This window comes from Bacillus sp. OK048 (assembly GCF_900103525.1).
Lineage (GTDB): Bacteria > Bacillota > Bacilli > Bacillales > Cytobacillaceae > Neobacillus.
Genome location: NZ_FNHN01000001.1, coordinates 422635 through 437485, shown reverse-complemented (window position 1 = coordinate 437485; position 14851 = coordinate 422635). Strand labels below are relative to the sequence as shown.

General features: G+C 37.6%; 13 protein-coding genes. 12 read left to right on the top strand and 1 reads right to left on the bottom strand.

Annotated elements, in window-relative coordinates:
* The first annotated feature begins 179 nt into the window (after positions 1–179).
* From miaB to BLR86_RS02075, 4 genes are all read left to right on the top strand, one after another.
* Complete coding sequence (gene miaB, locus BLR86_RS02090; RefSeq protein ID WP_090757978.1) at positions 180–1724, top strand: tRNA (N6-isopentenyl adenosine(37)-C2)-methylthiotransferase MiaB; 1545 nt, start codon at positions 180–182, stop codon at positions 1722–1724.
* Position 1725: 1 nt separating this feature from the next.
* Positions 1726–2187 carry a YlbF/YmcA family competence regulator gene (locus BLR86_RS02085; RefSeq protein WP_090757977.1) on the top strand — a complete coding sequence of 154 codons (462 nt, stop codon included), beginning with the start codon at positions 1726–1728 and terminating at the stop codon, positions 2185–2187.
* 218 nt (positions 2188–2405) lie between these two features.
* Positions 2406–2951, top strand: coding sequence for an outer spore coat protein CotE (locus tag BLR86_RS02080; RefSeq protein WP_090758247.1), 546 nt, complete (start codon positions 2406–2408; stop codon positions 2949–2951).
* Between the two features lie 234 nt (positions 2952–3185).
* A complete protein-coding gene (locus BLR86_RS02075) occupies positions 3186–3836 on the top strand; it encodes a protein kinase family protein (protein ID WP_175492764.1) in 651 nt (216 codons plus the stop codon).
* A 24-nt stretch (positions 3837–3860) separates the two neighbouring features.
* On the opposite strand, the gene serC is transcribed toward BLR86_RS02075, so the two are convergent.
* A complete protein-coding gene (gene serC / locus BLR86_RS02070) occupies positions 3861–4958 on the bottom strand; it encodes a 3-phosphoserine/phosphohydroxythreonine transaminase (protein ID WP_090757975.1) in 1098 nt (365 codons plus the stop codon).
* 552 nt (positions 4959–5510) lie between these two features.
* Here serC and BLR86_RS02065 point away from each other — a divergent pair.
* The 8 genes from BLR86_RS02065 to BLR86_RS02030 all read left to right on the top strand — a co-directional run bounded on the left by BLR86_RS02065 (position 5511) and on the right by BLR86_RS02030 (position 14798).
* Positions 5511–6701: an MFS transporter gene (locus BLR86_RS02065; protein WP_090757974.1), complete on the top strand. Its 1191-nt coding sequence runs from the start codon at positions 5511–5513 to the stop codon at positions 6699–6701.
* Positions 6702–6963: 262 nt separating this feature from the next.
* Positions 6964–7809, top strand: coding sequence for an alpha/beta fold hydrolase (locus BLR86_RS02060; RefSeq protein WP_090757973.1), 846 nt, complete (start codon positions 6964–6966; stop codon positions 7807–7809).
* Between the two features lie 86 nt (positions 7810–7895).
* A complete protein-coding gene (locus BLR86_RS02055) occupies positions 7896–8546 on the top strand; it encodes a GntR family transcriptional regulator (protein ID WP_175492763.1) in 651 nt (216 codons plus the stop codon).
* A 49-nt stretch (positions 8547–8595) separates the two neighbouring features.
* Positions 8596–9789, top strand: a complete 1194-nt coding sequence (locus BLR86_RS02050; RefSeq protein WP_090757971.1) for an acyl-CoA dehydrogenase family protein — start codon at positions 8596–8598, stop codon at positions 9787–9789.
* 61 nt (positions 9790–9850) lie between these two features.
* Entirely contained in the window at positions 9851–10804 is a 954-nt protein-coding gene (locus tag BLR86_RS02045; protein ID WP_090757970.1) for a VOC family protein, read from the top strand.
* Positions 10805–10897: 93 nt separating this feature from the next.
* Entirely contained in the window at positions 10898–12754 is a 1857-nt protein-coding gene (locus tag BLR86_RS02040; protein ID WP_090757969.1) for a XylR N-terminal domain-containing protein, read from the top strand.
* A gap of 219 nt (positions 12755–12973) precedes the next feature.
* Complete coding sequence (locus BLR86_RS02035) at positions 12974–13813, top strand: alpha/beta fold hydrolase (protein WP_090757968.1); 840 nt, start codon at positions 12974–12976, stop codon at positions 13811–13813.
* A gap of 31 nt (positions 13814–13844) precedes the next feature.
* Positions 13845–14798: a VOC family protein gene (locus BLR86_RS02030; RefSeq protein ID WP_090757967.1), complete on the top strand. Its 954-nt coding sequence runs from the start codon at positions 13845–13847 to the stop codon at positions 14796–14798.
* Positions 14799–14851 lie beyond the last annotated feature (53 nt).

Below are 14851 nucleotides of genomic sequence, written 5' to 3'. Positions count from 1 at the left end.
AAATCCCGTAGTCGTCTGCTACGGGATTTTCTATTGTTTTCAAACCTATTAACCTTTATACTATAATAATGTGCGGATGTGTGTCAGGCGGTTTCTTATACACTAGTACAAGGGAAAAATTACCTTTAAAAATATTCATAGTCAAATTTTCTAATTGTTCGAAAGGAGATTTTTTACGGATGAATGAAAAACAACGTTTAGAAGCTCAACAAATCGAAACTGCTAATTCTTCGGACAAAAAATCCGCCAAGGATTACAGCAAGTACTTTGAGCAAGTCATTACAGCACCTTCTTTAAAGGATGCTAAAAAACGCGGTAAAGAAGAAGTGAAGTATCATAACGATTTCTCTATTCCAGAAGAATTTCGCAACATGGGAGAAGGACGTAAATTCTATATTCGTACCTATGGATGTCAAATGAATGAACATGATACCGAGGTGATGGCAGGGATCTTTTTGGCATTAGGATATGAGCCAACAGATTCCACAGAGGATGCCAATGTTATTCTACTAAATACATGTGCAATCCGTGAGAATGCAGAAAATAAAGTGTTCGGTGAACTAGGACATTTAAAGCATTTGAAGTTGGAAAAGCCAGATTTATTATTAGGTGTTTGTGGTTGTATGTCACAGGAGGAATCTGTAGTTAATAAGATTCTTAAAACCTATAATCAGGTTGATATGATTTTTGGTACGCATAACATTCATCGCCTGCCAAATATTTTACATGAAGCATACATGTCGAAAGAAATGGTTGTTGAAGTGTGGTCTAAAGAAGGTGACGTCATTGAAAACCTTCCAAGAGTACGACGCGGCAATATTAAGGCATGGGTTAATATCATGTACGGTTGTGATAAGTTCTGTACCTATTGTATTGTTCCGTTTACACGTGGTAAAGAACGAAGCCGTCGCCCTGAAGAGATTATCCAAGAAGTGCGTCATTTAGCAGCACAAGGATACCAAGAGGTCACTCTATTAGGCCAAAACGTAAATGCATATGGAAAAGATCTAGAGGGATTGAACTATGGTCTTGGAAACCTATTTGAAGAATTACAGAAGATTGATATTCCTCGTATTCGTTTTATGACAAGTCATCCACGTGATTTTGATGATCACTTGATTGAGGTCCTTGCAAAAGGCGGAAACTTAATGGATCATATCCACCTACCTGTTCAATCCGGTTCTACTGATGTATTAAAAATTATGGCTCGTAAATACACGAGAGAACAGTATTTAGAGCTGGTACGCAAAATTAAAGCAGCTATTCCAAGCGTTGCATTCACCACTGATATTATCGTTGGTTACCCGAATGAAACGGATGAACAATTTGAAGAAACATTATCGTTATATCGAGAAGTGGGCTTTGAACTTGCATATACGTATATCTATTCACCTCGAGAAGGTACACCAGCGGCAAAAATGCAGGATAATGTTCCAATGGAGGTAAAGAAGGAACGTTTACAGCGTTTAAATGCGTTAGTTAACGAGCTTTCAGCTGTAGCAATGAAAAGGCATAAAGGTCAAATTGTAGACGTTCTTGTTGAAGGGGAAAGCAAGAACAATCCTGATGTCCTTGCAGGATACACATCTAGGAGCAAGCTTGTAAATTTTGTCGCACCTAAATCTGCTATTGGTAAGATTGTAAAGGTGAGAATTACTGACGCAAAAACATGGTCATTAAACGGAGAAATGGTGGAAGAAATAGAAACAGTAGAGGTGAAGTAAGTTGGCTAAATACACAAAAAACGACATCATCACTCGGGCTCAAGAATTAGCACATATGATAGCAGATACTGAGGAAGTTGATTTCTTCAAACGTGCGGAAGCACAAATTCACGTCAATCCAAAGGTCAGTACGTTAATTTCAGATATTAAGGGATTGCAAAAGCAAGCTGTTAATTTACAACATTACGGAAAACCAGAGGCATTGAAAAAAGTGGAAGCTAAAATTGCTTCTATCGAACAGGAACTGGATGACATTCCAGTTGTTCAAGAATTTAAACAGTCTCAAATTGAAGTAAATGAATTACTCCAGTTAATTGCGACTACAATCTCTAATAAGGTAACAGATGTGATTATTGAATCAACTGGCGGAGATGTTTTACGCGGAGAAACAGGAGCAAGTCTACAAAATGGCGGGTCATGTGGAAATCATGATCATGACCATGATCACAATCACGAACATTAAGTAACGGGAGTCGGGCTTTTAAAAAGCCCGACTTTTTTTGTCCTTTTTTAATAATCCTTCTCCACTTAAAGTACTTGCCTAATTGGAACCTACCTTAAACTCCCGCATAAAATGAATTATGACTAAACTTTTATCCAGTATTCACAGAAATATTTCTCACACTAGTCAAAAATCTAGCATAGGATGAAATGAAAATGAATGAGGAGGGTTCGCGCGAAATGGGAGAATACAGAGAGATAATTACGAAGGCCGTAGTAGCGAAAGGGCGTAAATTCACCCAGTCCAATCATACGATTAGCCCGGCACATAGTCCAACAAGCATTCTTGGATGTTGGATTATCAACCATAAATACAACGCGAAAAAAGTCGGCAAAACTGTAGAGATACACGGCTCGTATGACATCAACGTTTGGTATTCATTTAATGACAATACCAGAACAGAAGTTGTTACCGAAAAGGTCCAATACTGTGATGTCATTAAGTTAAAGTATCGTGACAATGATTGCTTGGATGACAATGAAATTTGTGCTCGCGTCCTGCAGCAGCCTAATTGTTGTGAAGCAGTTATCTCCCCTAATGGAAATCGGATCATTGTCCATGTTGAAAGGGAATTCCTAGTGGAAGTCATTGGTGAAACGAAAGTTTGTGTCGCCATTAATCCACACGGTTGCAAGGACAATGACGATGATTGGGGATTGGATGTTGACGACGAGGAATTCGAGGAGTTAAATCCAGATTTCTTACTCGGAGTCGAAGAGGAATAAACATACTAGGAAGTCTTTACTTCCTAGTTTTTTCTTTTTTTTAAGAATTGGCAAAACCAGGAGAATTATTACCCCTGGTTTTTTCCTTTCTGGTCTTAAAACCTCTTTTAAAGTAAAAAATATATAGATGAACTTTTTTGAAAAATAGAGAATATTTTATCTACTCTAATTGTATATCGAATGTATACTTAAATATAGAGTGACTTCATTCGTTTCGTTCAGAGGTGTGTGAACATGAAAATAGAGAAATATATAAGATTAATTGGTAACGAATTATTACCCAATATCAACCTAAAAACAGAAGGACCCTTTGATCCAATTATTGTGAAAAATATCTCAAATACTTGGAAGACAATTGGTAGTGGGAATTATGCAGGTGTCTTCCTACATCAATCCAATCCTAAGTGGGTTGTAAAGGTATATGGAAGAAAACCTGAGGAATTAAAAAGGGAAGTAGAAGTTTATAAGAAATTGGGCAATCACGAATCCTTTTCCTCACTCATTGACCATGGAGATAATTATTTGATTTTAAAGAGGATAGATGGAATTAACCTATTTGACGCAGCTGTTAAGGGGATACCTATACCAGAATCTGTGATTAAGGATGTGGATGAGGGGATCGCTTATGCTCGGTCAGTGGGGCTTAACCCGTTTGATGTCCATGGGAAAAATGTGGTGATGAGCAATGGAAGAGGGTATATCGTCGATGTTTCAGATTTTTATAAGCAAGGTAACTGCCGTAAGTGGGATGATCTGAAAACAGCCTATTACAAAATTTACCTGCCATTTCTATATAAGTATCACCCAAGGATTCCTTACTTTATCGTTAACGGTGTTAGAAAGGGATATCGTCTATTTCGAAAAATAAAAAAAGGAAATATATAAATATCATATATTTCCTTTTAATATTTATTGATTAACAGTTTGAAATTGAGTCATGAATTCGCTGAATGCCTTACACGTTTCGTATGGAACAGCATTATAGGTAGATGCTCGGCAGCCTCCAACAGAACGATGACCGTTTACACCGACAAACCCTTCCTTTTTTGCTTCTGCTAATAATTTTTTCTCCAATTCTTCATCATTTACCCGGAAAGTGATGTTCATCAGAGAACGGCTGTCAACTTCAGCATGGCCAACATAAAATCCATTGCTTTGGTCGATGGCGTCATAAATAACTTGAGCTTTTTGTTCATTCCGTTTGGTTAGTGCATTTATCCCGCCTAAGTCTTTTATCCAGCTTAACACTTCACCAAGCATATAGATTCCAAATGTCGGAGGTGTGTTATATAAAGAGTTGTTTTTGGAATGGGTACTATATTTTAACATTGTTGGAATGTTAGGGTTGGCTTTTTCAATTAAATCTTTACGAATAATTGCCACCGTAACACCGGAAGGGCCAAGATTTTTTTGGGCTCCAGCGTAAATTAATGAAAATTTGCTGACATCAAATGGCTTGGATAAGATATCACTAGACATATCTGCAATTAAAGGTATATCTCCAGTATTTGGAAAGTCCTTCCACTGAGTGCCGTAAATGGTGTTATTAGATGTTAAATGAATATAGGCATCTGTAGAATTATAGAATAATTCATCAAATTGTGGGATCCGACGATATTGACCCTCTTTCGTACTCGCAACATGATAAGGAGCCCCGAATAATTTTGCCTCGGAAAAAGCTTTTTCTGACCAAGAACCTGTCATAATATAACCCGCTTTTTCTCCAGGCTTTAAAAAGTTCATGGGGACCATTGAAAATTGTAGACTTCCGCCACCTTGCAAAAAGAGGACTTCATAATTGTCTGGGATCAATAATAATTCTTTTAGAAGAGCAATCGCATGATTATGTACCTCTTCATAGGCTGCACTCCGGTGACTAAGCTCCATGACAGACATACCTGTGCCTCGAAAATCAACAAGTTCCTCTTTGGCCTTTTCAAGAACATCAAGCGGAAGGGCGGATGGACCAGCATTAAAATTATAGGCACGCTGTATTAGTGAATTCATTTTCTCACTCCTTTTTTATTTATTAGAATATAACATATTTTCAAATATTTTAAATGAAATTACTTTAAATTCTTTAAATGTTTTTGAACAATAATAATGTAGGCGGTTACATAATTTCGTAGAAGTGAAATTTTAGGCGGTACGCAATAGTAGGGAGCTATTGTAAGGAAAAATAAGATGAAAATTAGAAAAAAATTAACTAAAAAACGTTGAAATTTTCGCGAGTTTTTTAGTTTTATAAGGATAATCTGTAAGTAATTGTCCAGAATATATTAAATATTATGAAAATATTGACAAGTATATTTCACGTCTGTAAAATTACAGTTAGCAATGGATTACGCATTTTTTACGATTTGAACCGGTAAAAACGTAAAAAATAGAAGATTAAAATTTTAGGTTTAGTAACCTTAAATTTTAGGAGGTTGTTATTGATGGCCACAATAGCAGCGGAGGTATTATTCTTTTTAAAATGAAAACGGTTTCAATGGGCTTCTTTTTACAAAGGAAGTTTCATGTAAAGATGGATAAACCAAAACCAGGGGAGGATAAAAAATGGCAAAAAATATCAGTAAAAACATGCTTAAATTTTTGGTCGTCATTTTAGCATTCCAAGATGTTGCTGCTGGTGTAGCAGGATCGATAATGGCTGACATTATTAAGGCATTTCCAGACTACGATCCGACAATTGTCATGTTGGTGGCGACTTTTCCAGGTCTAATACAAATCATCCCTGCACTCTTTTATGGAAAGCTTACAAAGGTATTTAAGAAGAAAACGCTCCTGTTCGTAGGCTTGACCTTATTCATTATAGGTGGAACGCTTCCTACTTTTATTGACAGTCTTCCACTTATTATTGCGTTGAGAGGCCTTTTAGGTCTTGGAGTTGGAATTACAATGCCATTATCGGTGGATGTCATCACAGATTTCTTTGATGGTAGAGAAAGAGACTTCTTGATTGGTTTTGGGACTTCTACTGTAGCATGTATTGGGGCGATTTTCTTCCAATTAGGTGGTGGGATTTTAGCAGATTCCTTTGGCTGGCAGTATGGCTTCTTAACCTACCTTTTCCCAATTTGGATTTTAGTGATAACACTCCTATATTTACCTGAACCTGAAAAAAAGCAGGTACCAGAAGCTGCCCATGCTAACGTAAAGGTAAAATTCCCAAAAGCAATTTATTGGGTATGCTTAGGGCAAGTATTTTATTCTGGGTTGATTTTTGGTTATGTAACAAATATTTCTGTTGTCATTCAGGGCGATCAGTTAGGTAATGCTACAGAAGCTGGAATGGCTATCTCAGTGTTTACCTTTGGTACTCTGATTGCAGGATTCTTATTTGGAAAAATCAAACATGCACTTCCGACCTATTATCTACCTGTGGGTGTTTTAGTAACAGGAATAGGGATGGCTATCTGTTATTTCTCACCAACGTTAACGATGATTTTTGTTGGTAGTATTATCGGTGGGTTTGCGATGGGAATTGGACTTCCAGGGGTATTTACGAAGGTTTCTGAACTAACTCCTGCAGGCGCTCCGCCAGCATTTGGTTTAGTAGTGGTTGGTCAAGGATTAGGCGGCATCTTAGGTCCATTTGGATTTCAAATTGTCCAAAATACTTTTAACCAAGATATCGGCAGGTTCCCATTGGCTGTCAGTGCAAGTGGCTTAGTAGTCCTAGCTGTAATTTGGGCAATCGCTGTAAAGAAACCAACAAAAGGTATCGAGGCAACTTTAAATCATTAAATAATAAGGGGGTGTTACAGAAGAATTCTTGTAACATCCTTTTCTTTTTGTAGTAGGTTTTTTAGGAGATGAAATCTGAAATCAAAAAATATTTTGAATTCATTGACAAATGGGAATGCTGTAAGTAAAATTATAGTTAGTTAATGAAAGCGCTTTTTTAATGGTATTTACACTATTGTTAAAGTGATAATATGAAACTGAAATTTTAGTAAGGGAAAAAGCATGCTTTTTAATTTTATTTTATAAAGTGAGGTTTTTAGGAATGACAGGAGTTGTAACTCGGAAGATACAAACTGGAAACTATCAAACATTTATTAATCAAGGTGGTGATCCTGCCTCTGAAACCATTATATTTCTACATGGAAGCGGACCAGGGGTAAGTGCGCAGTCAAATTGGCGGGAGATTCTTCCTCATTTTCAGGGAAAGTTTCACGTAGTGGCTCCAGATATTTTCGGATTTGGAAATACAGATCATCCAGAAAATTACCCGAAAAACGGGGCGGAATGGATGAACATAAGGGTAAAACAAGTAATTGAGCTTATGGATGCGTTAGAGATTGGGAAAGCACATTTAGTTGGAAACTCCCTTGGCGGTGTTATAGCACTTCACCTCATGATGTATGCTCCAGAAAGATTCAACCGAGTGGTATTGATGGGAGCCGGAGGTGGTTTAACTGAACCAACCCCAGAACTTGCTAAATTAGCAAACTTCCATAAAGATCCAGATCCAGTGGCATTTAAAAATTTACTAAGCTGGTTCCTATACGATAAAAGTATTCTTGAGGATAAACTCGAGAAAATCGTTGCTGAACGTTTAGAGCTATTCTTAAGACCGGATGTTCGCAAATCTTATGAGGAAAACTTCGCAAAATCACAATTGTCAGATATGCTTGTGCCTCCTTCTGCCCTTAAGCAAATGGATCAAGAAATTTTACTTATTCATGGACATCAAGATCGATTTGTACCGCTGCAAAGCAGCCTTTATGTAATGGATTATTTGCCAAATGCACAGCTTCATATTTTCAAACGGTGTGGACATTGGGCACAAGTGGAGCAAAAGGAAAGATTTATTAAACTAACATCAGACTTTTTCAACGGTGAATTATAAGATTATCCATCTTGTTCCTATACCGTTGATTCCCTTATGTTTGTTCGAGGGAAAGATAACAATAAGAGAATCGAGGGTGTATGAAATTGAAAATAGATTTAGCCTATCGTTATATTAAAACACATATTATCGATGGTACTTGGGAACCAGAAACAGCTATCAATGTCAATGAAGTCACAGCGCATTTGAACATTAGCAGAACCCCGGTACACAAGGCATTAGCTAAGCTTGAACAAGAAGGTTTTCTTGAAATTATTCCTCAAGTTGGGGTATTTGTTAAAAGGCCGGAGCAAGCTGACGTGATAGAACGTTTATTGGTTTGTGCCAATCTAGATGCCTTAATGACGGAGCATGCAGTAGAAAAACTCAACGAAGAAGAACTTACATATATGAAAGAAATCCTAACGACGATGGATAATCCTGATATATCTGTGGATGAATATTCCTCACTTAATATTGAGTTTCATCGGACTATTTATGAAGCAGCTAAATTAACCTATGCATTAAGTCTTGCCAAACAGCTCTGGGATTACTTGAATTATGTTGGCAAACCATCTGTACTGTTTTCAAAGGATAGACGAAAACAATCGCAAGCAGAGCATTGGATGATTTACTATACATTAAAAGAAAAAGACTCTAAATTGGCAAAAAATCTAATGGAAAGACATTTACTTCGTGTTGCCGAAGCAGTAAGAGTGTCCCAAGCAGTAGATTCCAATCACCCTATGTATAACTAAAATGGTGTAAGACCAAAGTTTAGCCACTATGATGGCAGGAGGTAATGATATGGAACAAAGTGTATTGGAAACAAAAAATGTATTGGTGGAAAGAGCTAGGGCGCTAATTCCTAAACTTAGAGAGTATAGTGAAGACATAGATAAGAATAGTAGAATTCCAGATGAAATTGTTGAGGATTTAAAAAATCAAGGTCTTTTGAAAGTATTAAGACCTCTTATGTTTGGAGGCTACCAAACAAATATGAGAGCATTTACGGAAGTGGTTACCGAAATATCACGAGGGAATGGGTCGGCAGGCTGGTTTGTATGTCTTAGTAATATTCGTGATTATATGATTTCTTACACATTTGGCGAAAAAGCTCTAAATGAAATTTACAATACTGATAAAGATGTTGTTTTGGCTGGGAATTTCAAGCCAATTAAATGTGATATCAAAAAGGTTGACGGCGGCTATTATATTGAGGAAGCCCAATGGCCGTTTGTTTCCGGGAGCCCACACGCAGACTGGTGTTACTTTGGTTTTCCATTAGTAAATGAAGATGGCGGAATGGAAATGGCGATTATGGTCATTCCACAGGAGGAGCTTGAAGTATTAGACGACTGGAATGTAATGGGGTTAAAGGGATCTGGCAGTAACAGCTGTAGAGTTCGGAATGTTTTTGTTCCGGAACACCGGGTGTCATTGGACCGGTTAGCAAGTAAGGGTCATTACTTAATCGATCCACTCAAAGATGTTGCCTTATATCGCTCTTCTTTTGTTCCTTCTTTAACGCTATCGATCGTAGGTCCTGCATTAGGTTTGGCACAGGCAGCAATGGATCTCTATATGGAAAGGCTGCCGAAAGCGGGAATTGGCAACACCTTCTATCAAAAACAAGGTGAAGCTCCGATCACCCATCACCAGGTAGCTCAAGCACAACTTAAAATTGATTCCGCTGAACTGCATTTATATCGTGCTGTTGACAAAATTGACGGATACGCTGCACGCGGTGAGGTAATGGATACAGCTGAAATTGTAAAAGTAAAAGCAGACTTTGGTTATGTGAATCAACTATGTAAAGAAGCGATTGACCTATTAGTAGCTGGGGTAGGTTCAGTCTTTGCCTACAATAAAAATCCTATTCAATTAGTCTATCGTGACTTTTTCGCGATGCATTTACATGGTTTCATCACTCCATCAAGTTTAATTGAGACCTATGGAAGAGTATTGTGTGGCCAGGAACCAAATACTTATTTTGTTTGATTTGGAATGAAAGGGCTTTCCGTTATTTTAAAATTACGAAAAATGAGTAGGAGGAATAAATATGAATTTACCAGAGCTTGCAAAGTTAGGACATGTGGCATTAGTTTCTGCTGATCTAGAAAAATCACTGTGGTTTTTTAAGGAATTAATCGGGTTAGAAGAAACTGAAGTAGTTGATGGCACACATTATTTACGTGCTTGGGGAGACTTTGAGCATCATACACTTTCAATTACCGCTGGTGAAAAGTCTTATGTAGATCATATTGCCTGGCGAACAAAGCGCCCGGAGGATGTAGAACAATTTGCCCGTTTACTAGAAGAAGCAGGTACAGAAGTGAGGTGGGTGGAAGCAGGTGTGGAAGCTGGCCAAGGTAGAGCGATTCGCTTCAAATTACCAAGTGAGCATCGCTTTGAAATTTACTATGACATGGAAAAAACATTAGCTGAACCATCAAAGCGATCTGTGTTAAAGAATCAAACCTATAAGTCTTGGGCTCGAGGAGTTTCGCCAAGGAGAATTGACCATGTAAACATTCTTTCATCTTTAAAGGCAAATGAAATTTCTGATTTCCTAATGGAAAAACTTGGTTTCAAAATGAGAGAATGTGTGAAAGCACCTGATGACTCTTTAATTGGTGCCTGGTTAAGCGTTACACCATTGGTTCATGATATCGCAGTAAGTCATGATCCATTCTCACCATCAACTCATCAAATTCACCATTTGTCTTATTGGCTAGATAATGCCCAAGATCTGCTTCGTGCCGCAGACATTTTAACGGAACATGGGTTTAAGTTTAAAGGTCCTGGTAAACATGGTATCTCTCAAGCAATGTATTTATACGTTGTCGATCCAGGAAGTGGAGTGCGCCTGGAAATATTCACTAATGGTTATTTAATCTTTGAACCTGATTGGGAACCAATTGTATGGACCCTGGATGAAATGGATGTTGGCTTTACATTCTGGGGTGATCAAACAGATACTATCCCAGAGAATAATCCAACAATTGAAGCATAACAACCATTTATAAGCAATTGGAGGCTCCTTGTATCTCACATGTAAGGAGCCTTCTTTATAGAAGAAAGCTTATACAAAGGGTGAGGTAATGGAATGGAAAAAAATCTAGCCAAGCCAATCGAACAAGGTTTCCAAGAAGAGGGGAATAAAAAAATATTAACCACTTCTTCAGCTTTTGGTATTTTACGAAAAGGATTAATTGAAAATTTAGGTTTTAAAAGGGCAAAGGGGTTCCTGCTTCGGTATGGCTGGAATCTAGGTGTTAGTGACGCTGTAGAAGCGATGCAAACAAATACCAATATTGATTTTCTGATCAAACAAGCATCGATTCTCCATTTAAGTACTGGGCATATTGGAGATATTCAATCTGAAAGATTTATCGAGATGAAGGATGCAGACCAGATAAAGTCCATCCATGGAAAGGGCAAATGGATTGACTCCTTTGAAGCGAATGAACATAAAAAGCATCATGGGATTTCCAGTACTCCGACTTGCCATACATTAACAGGCTATGCGAGTGGATATATGTCAACGATTTGTAAGAAAAACATTATAGTAAAAGAAATTACTTGTATCGCGAAAGGCGATGCTGAATGTAGTTTTGAAATGAGGCTACAAGAAGCCTGGGGGCCTGAAATTCAAGAAGAGCTTAAATATTATCATGAAACGAATATTATTGAAGAATTAGAATATACGTATGAGCAATTACTCGAGCAGCGGAATTATATCGAAACCGTTTCGAAATTCCATAAAAAACTAACGGAAAGTGTATCGAACGGAAGTAATTTACAGGAAATCACTGATACATCTTATAAATTATTACGTATTCCCATATCAATCGAGGATTTAAGTTTTCAAAAGATTGTTTACGCAGGGTTGGAAGAGGAGGAATACCTTAACCTTAACCAAGATTTGAAAGAAAATTTATTACGAAAGAATCGTAACAGCACACATAATCAGCCACATTTTAATGAAACAACCAGATTAAAAACGGTTAATCAAGAACGCCTAATCACTCCTATCATCGTTCAAAGAAAGGTTATCGGATATTGCACATTCCATTATAAAAAAGATACTGCCAAAAGCGCTGAAAGTGAAATTATGTTTATTGAACGGGTAGCAAATGCAGCTTCTTTATACCTATTAAATGAAAAGACGAGTTTTGAAGCACTGGAAAAGATGAAAGGCTATTTTTTAGAACAAATTTTAAAGGGTCAATATTCTTCTAAAGATGAAATTATCAATCGTGGACGCTATATGGGTTTTAATTTTGCAGCACCATTCTATCTAGCTGCATTGGATTTTAAAGAAAAGAGTACGGTACAAGAAAATAGCAAAGACAGCATCGAGCAAATCATGGAGACGATCGTAAAATTTTTGGATATCCAGGGAATTAAAGCATTAATTGGTCAATATGATAGTCGGATTGTCATGCTATTTTCGGCAACCACAAATCTAGTAACCAATTTGGAGAAGATCATTAGACACTTGGAAAATAGGAATGCCCATTATCTATATAAAATTGGCGTAAGTGACGAAACGCTAGACATTGAAAATATTCTGGAATCATTAGACGAGTCATTAATTGCCTTAAGATTATCCACTGATAAAAAAGTAATAGATTTTAAAGAACTAGGGATTGTTGGTGTATTAATCAGTTCTAAAAATATCAGCGGTATTAAAAAAATTGCCAAACAAGAACTAGGGTCTTTATATCAATTAGGCGACGCGAAGAAAACCGAATTGATTAAAACATTATATGTTTTTTTAGCCAATGGCGGCAAGCTCCAACAGACCATGGATGAACTATGCTTATCCATGAGCGGTCTCATGTATCGAATCAATAAATTAGAAGCATTAATGAAAAAGGACTTGCGGGATCCAGCTCAAAGCTATCAGTTATTGCTCATTTTAGATTCATTATTGGCCTTAGGAGAGCTTGAGATATAGGAGAAATAGAGACAAATATCTAGCAAACATAAAAACCAATAAAAACTAGTTAAAAAATATTAAAAATTCACATAGATTTAGCCTAGAAAGTAAAGACGGAATTTTCTAAAATTTACACATACCCATCCTACTTCAAGGTATAAATTTTACGATAGAAATGTAAGTGTTTTCAAAAGTACCAAGCCACCACTTTACTTAAAAGGAGGATATTTTCTAAAAATGAAAACTGTAATAGAACAATCCATAAAAACTACGAACTTCGAAACCTATCTCAATCGTGCCGGTGAAGAAAATTCTGAAGTAATTTTATTTTTACATGGGTCCGGACCAGGTGTTACTGCTTTTGCTAATTGGCGTTATGCCTTAGCTGCATGTAGCGAGACTTATGAGTGCCTTGCACCCGATCTTCTTGGGTTTGGAAAAAGCGGCCACCCAGAAACACTGCCAAAGAACCGCCAGGGATGGATGGACTTATGGGTTAATCAATTGATTGAACTTCTTGATGAACTAGACATCCAAAAGGCGCATCTGGTTGGAAATTCATTAGGATGTTCCATTGCTCTTGAATTATTATTAGAACACCCAGAACGTTTTGATAAAGTGGTGCTAATGGGACCAGGGGGAACACCAAATACAAAACTTAGTCCAGAGCTTGCCCGTGCAAAAGGCTTTTACGATAATCCGTCTCCAAAAAAATTACGTCAAATTATGAGTTGGTTTGTATACGATGCGGAAGCGATGGCGCCAATCATCGACTCGATCACCGATTATCGTTATGAAACAGCGATGAGACCAGAAGTACAACTCTCCAATGATTCTATTTTTGCAACGGCTGCTGTACCCGTACCAGTAACAGCACTTAGAAGAATTGAGCATCCGATTTTGCTTGTTCATGGTCGTGATGATATGGTTTGCTCGGTTGACTCCAGCTATTACTTACTTTCACATCTGCCAAATGCCCAGCTCCACGTATATGGTAAGTGTGGACATTGGACCCAAATCGAAAAACAAGAAAGCTTTAATCATTTAATTCAGAACTACTTTGCAAATAAAATTTGAAAATAATCGTAATTTTAAGGAGGAATGAAAAATGTCTTTACCAGAAATCGCGAAGCTAGGACATGTTGCCCTCGTTACCCCCGATTTAGAAAAATCACTTTGGTTTTTCCGTGATGTAATCGGTTTAGAAGTTACAGAAGAAGTAAATGGTACCTATTATCTACGTGCCTGGGGTGATTTTGAACATCACTCGCTTTCATTAACCGCAGGTGATAGAGGGTATGTCGACCATATTGGCTGGAGAACGAAACGACCAGAAGATGTAGAGGGATTTGCTCAATTACTTGAAAAAGTAGGAACAGAAGTAAAATGGATTGAAGCGGGTGTAGAAGCAGGGCAAGGTCGTGCCATTCGCTTTAAATTGCCGAGTCAGCATTCATTTGAAATCTATTATGATGTAGAAAAACCACAAGCAGATGAAAAGAGACGCTCATTATTAAAAAATCAAACCTACAAGTCATGGGGACGTGGCTGCTCACCAAGGCGATTTGATCATGTGAACATTGCTACTTCGATGGATGTTCAGGAAATACTTGATTTCTTGGGAGCACAATTAGGCTTTAAGCTCCGTGAATATGTAAGATACAACAAGGAAACCACATTAGCGGGCTGGATGAGCGTAACTCCTCTCGTTCACGATATTGCTGTTATTACAAGACCACAGGCAGCAACACCAAACCAGCTGCACCATATTTCTTACTGGTTGGATAATGCCCAAGATATTTTAAGGGCAGCTGATATTTTAAGTGAAGAGGGTATTAAATTTATTGGACCAGGAAAGCACGGCGTTTCACAAGCATTCTACTTATATGTCATTGACCCAGGCAGCGGCTGCCGTGTTGAATTGTTCAGTGGCTCTTATTTAATCTTTGAACCAGATTGGGAGCCAGTTGAATGGACGGAGGAGGACCACTCAGTAGCAAACACGTATTGGGGCGACTCGGTAATGGATAAGGAAATGAACAAAGCAACGATTGAGGCTTGACCATACAGCTGACTCAAAATAATTTGAGTTGGCTTTTTTAAAAGTATTTTCTG

Bases quoted from the DNA above. Each gene is read 5' to 3' on its own strand.
- miaB (WP_090757978.1), top strand. From the start codon at position 180: ATGAATGAAAAACAACGTTTAGAAGCTCAACAAATCGAAACTGCTAAT.
- BLR86_RS02080 (WP_090758247.1), top strand. From the start codon at position 2,406: ATGGGAGAATACAGAGAGATAATTACGAAGGCCGTAGTAGCGAAAGGG.
- BLR86_RS02075 (WP_175492764.1), top strand. From the start codon at position 3,186: ATGAAAATAGAGAAATATATAAGATTAATTGGTAACGAATTATTACCC.
- serC (WP_090757975.1), bottom strand. From the start codon at position 4,958: ATGAATTCACTAATACAGCGTGCCTATAATTTTAATGCTGGTCCATCC.
- BLR86_RS02065 (WP_090757974.1), top strand. From the start codon at position 5,511: ATGGCAAAAAATATCAGTAAAAACATGCTTAAATTTTTGGTCGTCATT.
- BLR86_RS02060 (WP_090757973.1), top strand. From the start codon at position 6,964: ATGACAGGAGTTGTAACTCGGAAGATACAAACTGGAAACTATCAAACA.
- BLR86_RS02050 (WP_090757971.1), top strand. From the start codon at position 8,596: ATGGAACAAAGTGTATTGGAAACAAAAAATGTATTGGTGGAAAGAGCT.
- BLR86_RS02045 (WP_090757970.1), top strand. From the start codon at position 9,851: ATGAATTTACCAGAGCTTGCAAAGTTAGGACATGTGGCATTAGTTTCT.
- BLR86_RS02040 (WP_090757969.1), top strand. From the start codon at position 10,898: ATGGAAAAAAATCTAGCCAAGCCAATCGAACAAGGTTTCCAAGAAGAG.
- BLR86_RS02035 (WP_090757968.1), top strand. From the start codon at position 12,974: ATGAAAACTGTAATAGAACAATCCATAAAAACTACGAACTTCGAAACC.
- BLR86_RS02030 (WP_090757967.1), top strand. From the start codon at position 13,845: ATGTCTTTACCAGAAATCGCGAAGCTAGGACATGTTGCCCTCGTTACC.